The 12,220-nt window shown below is 37.7% G+C and carries 10 protein-coding genes; 6 read left to right on the plus strand and 4 right to left on the minus strand.

From position 1 onward, the window contains the following. The first annotated feature begins 18 nt into the window (after positions 1–18). Positions 19–2,022 (plus strand): excinuclease ABC subunit UvrB, encoded by a 2,004-nt coding sequence (uvrB, locus tag JEM65_RS01670; RefSeq protein ID WP_199596807.1) that lies wholly within the window; start codon positions 19–21, stop codon positions 2,020–2,022. Positions 2,023–2,419: 397 nt separating this feature from the next. On the opposite strand, the gene JEM65_RS01675 is transcribed toward uvrB, so the two are convergent. After that, positions 2,420–2,821, minus strand: coding sequence for a TerB family tellurite resistance protein (locus JEM65_RS01675; protein ID WP_199596808.1), 402 nt, complete (start codon positions 2,819–2,821; stop codon positions 2,420–2,422). A 266-nt stretch (positions 2,822–3,087) separates the two neighbouring features. Between JEM65_RS01675 and JEM65_RS01680 the strand changes: the two genes are divergently transcribed. Together JEM65_RS01680 and JEM65_RS01685 are read left to right on the plus strand one after the other, a co-directional pair. Next, the gene (locus JEM65_RS01680; protein WP_199596809.1) at positions 3,088–3,900 is read left to right on the plus strand and encodes an alpha/beta hydrolase; all 813 of its coding nucleotides are present in this window, start codon (positions 3,088–3,090) and stop codon (positions 3,898–3,900) included. Positions 3,901–3,971: 71 nt separating this feature from the next. Beyond that, positions 3,972–4,229 (plus strand): DUF1456 family protein, encoded by a 258-nt coding sequence (locus JEM65_RS01685; protein WP_199596810.1) that lies wholly within the window; start codon positions 3,972–3,974, stop codon positions 4,227–4,229. A 156-nt stretch (positions 4,230–4,385) separates the two neighbouring features. On the opposite strand, the gene sucC is transcribed toward JEM65_RS01685, so the two are convergent. Next, positions 4,386–5,576, minus strand: a complete 1,191-nt coding sequence (gene sucC / locus JEM65_RS01690) for an ADP-forming succinate--CoA ligase subunit beta (RefSeq protein ID WP_199596811.1) — start codon at positions 5,574–5,576, stop codon at positions 4,386–4,388. 237 nt (positions 5,577–5,813) lie between these two features. Here sucC and lysA point away from each other — a divergent pair, with 237 nt between their 5' ends. Both lysA and JEM65_RS01700 read left to right on the plus strand, forming a co-directional pair. Then, positions 5,814–7,025 carry a diaminopimelate decarboxylase gene (gene lysA / locus JEM65_RS01695; RefSeq protein WP_199596812.1) on the plus strand — a complete coding sequence of 404 codons (1,212 nt, stop codon included), beginning with the start codon at positions 5,814–5,816 and terminating at the stop codon, positions 7,023–7,025. Positions 7,026–7,127: 102 nt separating this feature from the next. Next, positions 7,128–8,165: an AI-2E family transporter gene (locus JEM65_RS01700; protein WP_199596813.1), complete on the plus strand. Its 1,038-nt coding sequence runs from the start codon at positions 7,128–7,130 to the stop codon at positions 8,163–8,165. Positions 8,166–8,254: 89 nt separating this feature from the next. Here the strand turns inward: JEM65_RS01700 and JEM65_RS01705 are convergent, their stop codons facing one another. Then, positions 8,255–9,370 carry a M23 family metallopeptidase gene (locus JEM65_RS01705; protein WP_199596814.1) on the minus strand — a complete coding sequence of 372 codons (1,116 nt, stop codon included), beginning with the start codon at positions 9,368–9,370 and terminating at the stop codon, positions 8,255–8,257. A 575-nt stretch (positions 9,371–9,945) separates the two neighbouring features. On the opposite strand from JEM65_RS01705, the gene JEM65_RS01710 reads away from it, so the two are divergent. Next, positions 9,946–10,719, plus strand: a complete 774-nt coding sequence (locus tag JEM65_RS01710) for a DUF1206 domain-containing protein (protein ID WP_199596815.1) — start codon at positions 9,946–9,948, stop codon at positions 10,717–10,719. A gap of 88 nt (positions 10,720–10,807) precedes the next feature. Here the strand turns inward: JEM65_RS01710 and JEM65_RS01715 are convergent, their stop codons facing one another. After that, positions 10,808–12,211, minus strand: coding sequence for a M20/M25/M40 family metallo-hydrolase (locus JEM65_RS01715; protein ID WP_199596816.1), 1,404 nt, complete (start codon positions 12,209–12,211; stop codon positions 10,808–10,810). Positions 12,212–12,220 lie beyond the last annotated feature (9 nt).

The raw sequence follows: 12,220 nt of genomic DNA on the forward strand, positions 1-12,220 counted from the left end.
TTTGGTTAAATTTGCAAAATGAAATTCAAAATCAAATCAGAATTTAAACCTACTGGAGATCAGCCTCAGGCCATAAAACAGCTTTCCAATGGTATTGAGAATAAGGATAAATACCAAACCCTATTAGGCGTAACGGGATCTGGTAAAACTTTTACCGTGGCCAATGTTATTGAAGAGGTCCAACGGCCAACTTTAGTTTTAGCCCATAACAAAACCTTAGCCGCGCAATTATATTCTGAATTCAAGCAATTCTTCCCAGATAATGCTGTAGAATATTTTGTTTCCTATTACGATTACTATCAACCTGAGGCCTACATTCCTGCTTCTGGTGTTTATATAGAAAAGGATCTCTCCATCAACGAAGAAATTGAGAAGATGCGACTGAGCACTACTTCTTCCCTACTCTCTGCCAGACGGGATGTTATTGTAGTGGCATCTGTATCGTGTTTATATGGTATTGGAAATCCTGTGGAATTTCAAAAGAATGTCATCACGATTAAAAGAGATGAAGTGATTTCTCGAACAAAACTGCTTCATAAATTGGTGCAAAGCCTCTATTCTCGGACGGAAGCCGATTTTAATCATGGGAATTTCAGAATTAAAGGCGACACGGTGGATATTTTTCCAGGATATGCGGATTATGGCGTGCGTGTTCACTTTTTTGGTGATGAAATTGAAGAAATCGAAGCTTTTAATATCCAAACCAATACCGTCATTGAAACCTATGACCGGATTAATATTTTTCCTGCAAACATGTTTGTAACCTCTCCGGAAGTCCTTCAAGGTGCCATTAAAGAAATTCAGGATGACTTGGTAAAACAACATGATTACTTTCAAAATATTGGCAAGCATTTAGAAGCAAAACGACTGAAAGAACGTACGGAGTTTGATCTTGAAATGATTCGTGAATTGGGCTATTGCTCTGGCATCGAGAATTATTCGCGGTATTTGGACGGTCGTTTGCCAGGCACACGCCCATTTTGTTTGCTGGACTATTTTCCTGATGATTATTTGATGGTGGTTGATGAAAGTCACGTAACCATCTCCCAAGTGCACGCGATGTACGGCGGCGATAGAAGTCGTAAAGAAAACTTGGTAGATTATGGTTTCAGACTTCCTGCAGCTATGGACAACCGACCATTGAAGTTTGAAGAATTTGAAGCCCTACAAAATCAAGTGATTTATGTGAGTGCTACCCCCGCCGATTATGAGCTTGAAAAAAGTGACGGTATATTCGTGGAACAATTGATTCGTCCAACGGGATTATTGGATCCAGTTATTGAAGTGCGACCAAGTTTGAATCAAATTGACGATTTGATCGAAGAAATCCATCAACGGGTAGAAAAGGATGAACGTATTTTGGTTACCACATTAACCAAACGTATGGCGGAAGAATTGACCAAATATCTGGATAGAATTCAGATCAGGGTGCGTTATATACATAGTGACGTTGATACATTAGAGCGTGTAGAGATTATGCAAGATTTACGTAAAGGCCTGTTTGATGTTTTGGTAGGGGTCAACTTACTGCGTGAAGGCTTGGATTTACCAGAAGTATCTTTAGTAGCCATTTTGGATGCTGACAAAGAAGGCTTTTTAAGGTCTAACAGATCGTTAACACAGACCGTAGGAAGAGCTGCAAGACATTTAAATGGAAAGGCCATCATGTATGCGGATAAAATTACCAATAGCATGAGGCAGACCATTGACGATACTAATTACCGTCGTGAAAAACAAATTGCCTATAATACCAAGCATGGTCAAATACCAACCGCACTAAATAAAAGCTTGGATAATATATTGGCCAAAAACTCAGTGAGTACGTATAGTTACGAAATTGAGGCCGCAAAAGCTGCCGAACCTGAAAGTCAATATTTAACCAAAGATCAGTTGGAAAAAAGAATTCGGGAGAAACGAAAACTCATGGAGCAAGCTGCAAAAGCTTTGGACTTTATCATTGCTGCACAGCTAAGAGATGATATCAAAGCGTATCAGGGTAAATTGGAAGAATTGAAGGCGTAAGAGAGTTGAGGACTGAGGTTTGAGGTTTGAGGTATGAGGTGTGAGGTGTGAGGTTTGAGAAAATTTAGGTATAAAGTGAGAGAAACTCAAATTGCTTAAACATTTTCCAATCAAAAGCCGAACTATCAGCTAAAGACTGCCAACTAAAGAAGTTATTACACAGAGTTTCACAGAGGAGCACAAAGTTCCACAGAGAAAAGCAAGCTAATTGTATCTGACAGTTTTAAACTTAAATCGTACGCTCTGGATACTGACAACTGAAGATTGACAACAGACAACAGACAACTGACAACTGACAACAGACAACAGACAACTGACAACAGACAACAGACAACAGACAACAGACAACAGACAACAGACAACAGACAACAGACAACTGCCAACTGCCAACTGCCCTCTAATTATACTGCACCTTAAAGATATCAATCAAGAAATCAGGGGGGACGATTTTATTAGGGAAACTTTCCATGAGATCTAATACGCGATTAATGGATTCATGGCCTAACCCCATCCGTAATCCAAAATTGTGCAGTTTAACCAATTCCTTAGTGGAGATGTCCTGATCGAGATTCATGAGCAAAACTAGCCTATGAAATTGAACTATACGTTCACTGTGCGATTTTAAATGGACATAATTTACGGGACACTCGAACAAATAGTCAAAGTCGTCTTGGGAAATTTCCAACTGTTTTGCAACACCTAAAAGAAATTTATATTCTATGGATTTGATGGACGCGTCAATTTGCGCAAATGCAATCATCTCTGACAGGAGACTCAATTTTTCTATACGGTTTATCATAACAGAGGGAATCTAATTTTACCTCTATAAAGTTAGCGAGAATTATATTTTGTTAATCGTTGATAGTTAGTAACTTATCGAATAATTTAGAGCGATTCATCGTTATTTTATTGATTTCATAACGTTATCTGACACAATTAATTGACAATCAAATAGTTACATGTTGATGGCTTTTTACCGTGTTTTGCACTGCCTAATCGTCAATTTTAAGCTTCGTAATGACTGTTTATTCTTAAATTTGTATTCTAATATTCTTGGCGCTATTAATGAAATTTAGACATCTTCTATTTACATTTATACTTAGTTTTGGATGTACCGCTTTGGGTCATACACAATCTACAGCCTCTGCGCAAGTCTCTACTTTTTCTATAGAAGCGCCACAACTGCAAACCATCAAGACGATTTGGGTCTATCTGCCAAAAACGTATTCAGACAGTACAAATAGCTATCCTGTCTTTTATATGCATGACGCCCAGAATCTATTTGATACAGCGTCTTCATTTGCCGGCGAATGGCAGATAGATGAGTATCTTGACTCAATTGCTGAGAGCCATTCGATTATCATAGGTATAGAACATGGAAACGACCAACGCATGCACGAATTAACACCTTATTCAAATGAAAAATATGGTGGAGGGAACGCAGATGCATACTTGGATTTTATCATCAAAACCTTAAAACCACATATCGACACAACATATAGAACTCTTAAAGATTCAAAATATACAACTATTTTTGGCTCGTCCTTAGGTGGTCTTTTATCTTTCTATGCCGTGATAAAACATCCTGAGACTTTCAATAATGCAGGTGTTTTTTCACCTTCGTTCTGGTTCAGTAAGGACATCTTTGATTTGGTTTCTGGATCTCATGTTTCGGCAGATTCAAGATTCTATTTTCTTGCAGGTTCTCAAGAAAGCGAAACGATGGTTCCGGATCAACAAAAAATGGTGGCTCTATTGTTGAAAAAAGGAGTTTCCAGAGATCAGCTCCAAAACATTATTATTGAAGGAGGTCAACACAATGAAGCCCTGTGGCGTGAAAATTCCCCAAAAGCCTATCAATGGTTGCATAAGAATTGAGAAAATTAAAGATTCAGGCCTAACCAAATCACCGAGAAGACTTAAATTTGCACTAACAAAATACCATTATAATGACTAATAACGATATTTTTAAAAAACTACGCGTCGCACTTCAACTGAGGGACGACGAAATTGTTAAAATTCTAGAGCTGGTAGATTTCAGAATCACAAGAAGCGAATTAGGTGCCTTTTTCAGAAAAGAAGACCATCCTAATTATGTGGAGTGTGGCGATCAGATTTTGCGCAATTTTTTAAATGGGTTGGTGATTCATTTACGCGGACCGAAGCCAGAAAAAGGCGCAAAAACAATTCCTAAAAAGAAAGCGTAGCACACCACTCTGTTTTTTCTAAAATCTCCCAACGCGCTGCATTGGTTCTTTCCAACTAGTTTATAAAGCGCATATCATTCAAACAACTTCAATAAAAAAAGACCTCACCAGTTCTAACAACTGTGAGGTCTAAAATTATATAGGGTTAGGGCTTGATTAAGCTAAAACCGACTGTACTTTATCAGCAGCTTCCTGAAATTCAGTAGCACTCATAACATCCAGTCCTGAATCGTCAATTAATTTCTTAGCGATATCAGCGTTTGTTCCTTGTAGACGTACAATGATTGGCACATCAATATTACCCATGTTTTTATAGGCATCGATCACACCTTGCGCAACTCTGTCACAACGGACAATACCACCAAAAATATTGATCAAGATAGCTTTAACAGCTGGATCTTTTAAAATAATTCTGAATGCTGCTTCAACACGGGCCGCATCTGCAGTACCACCAACGTCTAAAAAGTTTGCCGGCTCACCACCTGCTTGCTTAATCAAATCCATAGTAGCCATTGCCAGTCCAGCACCGTTAACCATACAGCCAACGTTACCTTCCAAATCCACATAGTTTAAACCTAAGGCACCTGCTTCAACTTCAATAGCACTTTCTTCGCGTAAATCACGTAAATCTAAATAATCTTTATGTCTGAACAATGAGTTGTCATCAATAGTTACCTTTGCGTCAACCGCCATAATCTTGTCATCACTTGTTTTCAATACAGGATTGATTTCAAATAAAGACGCATCAGATTTTACATAAGCCGTATAAAGATTGGTCACAAATTTGGTCATTTCCTTAAAGGCAGTGCCTTCTAAACCTAAATTAAAAGCAATACGTCGTGCCTGGAAAGGCAAAATACCTGTAGCAGGATCAATTTCTTCAGTAAAGATTAAATGTGGAGTTTCTTCAGCAACTGTTTCAATGTCCATCCCACCTTCAGTAGAATACATGATCATGTTACGACCTGTACCTCTATTTAAAAGTACAGACACATAAAATTCTTTGGTCTCACTTGCACCAGGATAGTACACATCTTCAGCTACCAATACTTGATGTACTTTTTTCCCTTCTGCAGAAGTTTGAGGTGTAATCAATTGCATCCCGATAATCTGTCCTGCAATTTCTTCAACTTCCTTAAGGTTTTTAGCCAACTTAACACCGCCACCTTTACCACGTCCACCTGCATGAACTTGTGCCTTGATCACATGCCATCCGGTTCCGGTTTCAGCGGTCAACTGTTTTGCTGCAGCAACAGCTTCATTAGCATTTTTTGCGACATAACCACGCTGGATACGTACTCCAAAACTGCTTAAAATATCTTTTCCTTGATACTCGTGTAAATTCATATTGATCAGTATATAATTGTTCCGTTATAAGTTTCTGAAAAAGCTTCAGGCAAAGCGGAAATCTCTATTTTTATGCAGCACAAAAGTAATCAACATAAATGTTTTAACCAATAATTTTAAGTATTGTTTGCTATGTTCAAAGACATTATATAAAAGATGTACTATTTTTAGGATTTTCTTTATGCTTGAATAAAAAAAAGGATTTAGATTTACCGCTATTAAAATTCAACTTTAAAAATGGAAAACAAAACCTTACTTCAAATCGCTAAAGACTTCGAAAGTCCAGTTTATGTCTATGATTCAGAAAAAATTGGCGCACAATACAAACGCTTAACATCCGCATTTAGTAAGGTTAAGACCTTAAAAATCAACTATGCTGTAAAGGCCCTGTCCAATATTTCGGTACTAAAATTATTTAAAACCCTTGGTTCTGGGTTAGATACCGTGTCTATTCAGGAAGTTAAATTAGGCTTGAAGGCAGGGTTTCCTCCAGAGCAAATTATATACACCCCCAACGGCGTATCTCTTGAAGAAATTGAGATGGCCGCTAAGCTAGGCGTTCAAATTAACATTGACAATCTTTCAATCTTAGAACAATTTGGTACGCGCCACCCTAAAACCCCCGTGTGTATCAGAATCAATCCGCATGTCATGGCAGGTGGGAATACCAATATTTCTGTAGGACATATTGATAGTAAATTTGGGATATCTATTCACCAAATCCCTCACTTACTCCGTATTATTGAAAACACCAAAATGAACATTAACGGTATCCACATGCATACTGGTAGTGACATTCTTGATATTGATGTGTTTTTGTACGCCAGTGAAATTTTGTTTGATACCGCATTACATTTTAAAGATTTAGAATTCATCGATTTTGGATCTGGTTTTAAAGTACCTTATAAAGAAGGCGACATCGAAACCAATATTGAAGAGTTAGGCGAAAAGCTTACTTTACGATTCAATAATTTTTGTAAAAAATACGGGCGAGAATTGACCTTGGCTTTTGAGCCTGGAAAATTTTTGGTGAGTGAAGCTGGAGTTTTTCTAACTAAAGTAAATGTTATTAAACAAACAACCTCTACGGTTTTTGCTCAGATTGATTCTGGATTTAACCATTTGATCAGACCTATGTTTTATGGGTCGCAGCACGAGATTATAAACATCTCCAATCCTAAGGGTCGGGAGCGTTTTTATTCTGTAGTAGGATATATTTGTGAAACAGATACCTTCGCTAACAATAGACGTATTAATGAAATCAGTGAAGGTGACATCTTGTGTTTCCAAAATGCTGGTGCCTATTGTTTCAGTATGGCCAGCAATTACAACTCGCGTTTTAGACCTGCTGAAGTATTATGGCATAATAAAAAAGCGCATTTAATTAGAAAACGTGAGACTTTTGATGACATCATCCAAAACCAAGTTGAAATTGATTTGGGTGCATAATAATTTATATGCGTTATTTTTATAATATAAAATTCAAGAAACTTACAGTACCTTTAATTTTTAAAAATGAAGTTTTCAATAATGAAATCATAACATTTCTTGATGAATCAGATATCACCTAAATTAATACGGCAAATCTTCGTCATCCTTCTTATATTGTTTATGGGAAGTTTAATATTTAAAGAATTGCTTCCATACCTCACTGGTGTTCTTGGTGCAATAACCATTTATATCCTATTTAGAAAATGGATGGCAACCTTGGTCAAAAAGAAAAAATGGAATCCTTCTTTAGCGGCATTATTAATCATGCTCATTTCCTTTGTTGGCATTCTCATTCCACTTGCTGGAATTGTATGGATGCTAAGCAATAAAATAGGAAGAGCAGTTAATAATAGTGAACAAGTAGTAACTGCCTTTAAGGGCCAATTGAGTAGTGTACAACACTATTTAGGGTTTGACATAGGCTCTAATATTGATACTGGAGCCATTACAGGATGGGTTTCAGAGAACTTACAGAATCTTGTAGGAGGTACATTTAACGCTTTTATAGCGATAGGTCTGATGTACTTTATGCTGTACTATATGCTCACAAACCGTAGAGAGTTACGGGAGTCCTTAACCGAATACATTCCCATTGATGGTGATAATTTAGAAGAGATAGGTTTGGAAGTGCAAGCCATGGTCCGTTCTAATGCCATAGGCATCCCTTTGGTAGCCGTAGCCCAAGGGATTATAGCACTTATTGGATTTTTGATTTTTGGCATTGACGAACCTTTCTTTTGGTTTGTAATTGTAACTATTGGTTCTATGATTCCCTTTGTAGGCACCCTTATTGGAATTTTACCGGTGTTTTTAATAAGTCTGTCATCTGGAGATGCGTTTCAAGCCTGGGGCATTTTAATCTACGGTTTTGTGGTAGTCGGATCTACAGATAATATTATTCGTCTTTATGTACTAAAAAAACTAGATGATGTACACCCCCTCATCACCTTAATAGGTGTTATAGTGGGCGTCCCTATTTTTGGATTTATCGGATTGATTTTTGGACCTTTGTTGATCAGCCTTTTTCTAGCCTTGGTGAATATTTATAAAAACGAATATGGAAAACAGGAATCTACTACCGGAAAGGAAGTTCTTTAATTTTCCATTAATCAGCAAACTACATTTTGACCCCGAAAGTCTGGAATCACAACGACACAATTACAAGCTAATTGTACGCCCACGAGCGCTCATTTTTGCAGCAGCGATTGGTTTATAAAACCTTCCAAAGAATCTGCCACCCTTACATGGTACCATTGGTGCGTCTTTCCTAAAACTGCAACTTCCTGATGTCTTGGCAAATTAGTCAACTCCATGTATCTGATATCTGGCCCAGTACGCAATTGGTTACTTTTAAGTTTGGTAAGTGCTTTATCAAAAGACACCTTATGTTTGGAAACAGGCACATCCTGTTTTTCCACAAATGGTAGAGGATTAATGGCACCCAAACGGGTGTAGATTCCGAAATGCAAATGAGGACGCGTGGTTCTCGCATTGCCCGTGTTGCCCACCAAGCCCAAAGTATCACCTTTCTTTACCCGTGCACCTTTTGATACAATAATACTATCCAAATGAGCATAATATAGAGATTGTCCCCAAAGCCCGTTTTTAAGCCACACCTGTTTTCCTCCAAGTCCCTTGTTTCCTGTAAATGAAATAAATCCATCAGTTGCTGCTATGGCAGGACTCCCTCGCTTTGCAAAGATATCGATACCTTCATGAGACCTTTTCCCGCCGTCTCTTGCCATACCCCAAAAACTACCAATAGCAGCATTCCCTTTACCACTTACCGGAAATGTAAATGAGGGTTGGGTGTACATTTTAGCGGTGAACATTAAAGAATCTCTCAACTCTGGTTGGATAACCACTTTATAAGCTCCAGAACGTTCTACAGTATAGCTTATGGAATCTGTTTTCCAATCATTTGAAACTAAGGGCTTTTTTAAAAGTGTTGAATCTGTATCCAATTCAAAGAAATCAATAAAGACTAAGCCAGAATCAATGTTTTTCTCCACAATCAATTTAAATATTGATCCTTTTTCCAAGGTAATATTATAGGCTAAGGCTATCGCTTTATCCTTAAAGGATTGCGATGCAATCACAAAAGGGATGGGAACTTGTAACTGGTTAGCTTTTGCATCCTGAAATGCATCATTCCAAAGCGTTTCGGAAACACCAGCCGTGTCCAAGGTTCGCGTATAAAGTTCTCTTGCCGACGGTTTTGTTATAAAATCTGTTGCGCGTTGCACTTGTGAGCATCCATATAAACAAATTCCTATAGTAAACAGAAAGAAGTAATTTTTCATCAGCTTAGATGTGACAGAAACCGTACCAAAAGACACCATTTTGCTAGGCTTTAAACAAATTTTAACTTTATGGAATGCTGCATAAACTATCTCAGGGTATTTTTAAAGATAGAATTCGTAAATTTCACCATATTCGTCCACTACAAACAGTCTTATAATGAACAACCTCGACCCAAGGGTACGAGGTATCAAGTAGAAGTTCCTTTTTTATTTCGACGCAGAGCGTCGGGGAATAAAACCCAAGGATCCCGCTAAAAAGCGGGATTAGTTCAACTAACAATTTTTAATTCATTGCTTCGCAANNGCAACTTTTAAAAATTGAGTTTCACTAATTTACATTTTTGATAATCCGGAACACATCATATTAATTTAGATTGATTGATTACAATAACATGTTTATTTGATCAAAAAAAAATATTTATTTTTGATCAGCGTAGATCTTCGAGATCAGCGGGATAATTTTTTCATACGCTTATTTTTTTTCTGCTGATTACGGAGATGTTCGCGGGTTTTTACTAGTATGACAAAAACAGATATAATTACATTTTCTTGAAAATTATACTAAACAATTTTTGATGAATTTCAATAAAGAAAATATTGCGCGTTTTGGACTAGGCGCCATGGGTTTTGTTTATATTGTAGTTGGTTTTTTAACTGCCATGGCAGCTTTTAATTGGGGTGGACAAAAAACTGGTACCAAAGGCGCTATTGGCTTTATAAACAATCAATATTTAGGAAAACTTCTTTTAATAGTCATTGCATTGGGATTGTTCAGCTACGTATTTTGGCGCCTGTACCAAACACTATTTGATTCTCGACGTTTAGGGACAGACTTAAATGGTCTATTTGTAAGAGCTGGTTATTTTTCTGGAGCATTATTTTACGGATCTTTAGGTGTTATAGCCATAAAGTTATTTTTTGGAGGAGGATATGATGAAAACCAAGAATTTATAATCAAACTTTTAAATTCAGAATATGGCAGTGCAGTGTCTGTGATTTTAGGACTAATTTTAGGAGGTAAATGTGTATTTGAAATTTTCTTTATCTTCTCAAATCAATTTAAAAAAAATGTAAAATCTTCTGAAATGCCCCCTAAAGCTAAAAGCATTTTGTTGAAATTTGGCGTTATTGGTCACTTAGCACGGGCTGTGGTTTTTGGAATCATGGCATTTTTAACCATAAGGACAGGGGTTACCTTTAGAAATGAAGAATTAAGCACCGTGGCCGATGCGTTCCAATTCTTAAACTATCAGTTTGGAGCTTTGGTACTTAGTTTGGTGGCTTTTGGCCTCATATGTTATGGCTTGTACATGTTTGTAAAAGCACGCTATTTATATATTAATATGTAAAATATCCTCTAAGGATTAATTTTGGAGGAGCGATTGCTTTCCGAATCAAATTTGTAGTCTTTTTCCACTCGAAAACCACAATTTTATTCTAATTTTTAGGGGTTCCATTAGGAGTTTCAGCTGATGTGCCATAGGTATCAAAAAGATATACTAAAGATGCCATAGTCGCTGCCCCCAGTTCAAGCTCTCTTTTGTTAACTGCATCAAAGGTATCACTTGCGGCGTGATGGTAATCAAAATAACGCTGAGAATCTGGTCTTAATCCTGCCAAAACAATACTATCAGATTTTAACGGGCCAATATCAGCACCGCTGCCCCCTTGTTCAAAATAGTGGATCAAATAAGGTTTAAACAGATCTTTCCAACCTAAAACCATATTAAACACAGCATCATTACAGTCAAAAGAAAAGCCTCTTGGTGTAAAGCCACCTGAATCGCTCTCCAAAGCAAAAATGTGATTTTCGCCTTTAGATTTAGCAACCTCAGCGTATTTTTTGCCCCCTCTAAGTCCGTTTTCTTCATTCATAAACAAGACCACTCGAATGCTTCGTTTGGGCTTGATACCGCTTTCTTTCAATAAACGTAAGACGTCCATGGATTGTACCACTCCGGCACCATCATCGTGAGAACCATCGCCCAAATCCCATGAATCTAAATGCCCACCCACAACAATATATTCATCAGGAAATTCAGATCCTTTAATTTCTCCAATAACGTTGTAGGATTGCACATCTTCCAACTGTTTACAATTCTGCTTAAAAAAGAAATTTATTGAAGAATCTAGCGACAACATGGTACTTAATAATTCCGCATCATTAGTGCTAATTGCGGCAGAAGGAATACGTTGTGATACAGGCAAATCCCCATAAGTCATACTACCCGTATGCGGAAAATCGTCCAACCTCAAATTCAAGGACCGTACAATAACGCCAACGGCTCCTAACTTTCCAGCTTCATAAGCTCCAGAATATCGCTGGTCTGCACATCCACCGTAGGCTTCAAAAGTGTCTATCAAATGCGCTTGCATGGGCCGATTAAAAAATACAATTTTGCCCTTCACCTTGTCTTTTCCTAGCGCTTTCAACTCTTCTATCCCCTTCACTTCAACAAGTTGTGCACGTACGCCTCCTTTGGGCGTTTCTACAGACCCGCCCAGCGCACAAATATTGACATGTGTTGTTTGTCCAGGTAAGGTTTCAATGTAGGCAAATTCAGGTAAACCTCTCACCCATTTTGGCACCATAACAGGTTGCAACCACTCCTTATCCAATCCCAGTTTTTCAAGTTCTAACTTTGTATAGGCTACGGCTTGTTCTGCACCAAACGACCCTGAAAGTCGCGAGCCAATGTTGTTTGATAAATGGCGTAACCATTCATAACTTTTTCCGTTGGTCAACGCGTTGCTGTATATGCTTTTAAGATTCTCCGCATCAGATTGTGCGGAGACCTGAAAAGAAAAGAGCAAAACTAGTAATGTGCTAAAATATTTCATAAAAACTGG

This window comes from Gelidibacter salicanalis (assembly GCF_016469035.1).
Classification (GTDB): Bacteria; Bacteroidota; Bacteroidia; order Flavobacteriales; family Flavobacteriaceae; genus Gelidibacter; species Gelidibacter salicanalis_A.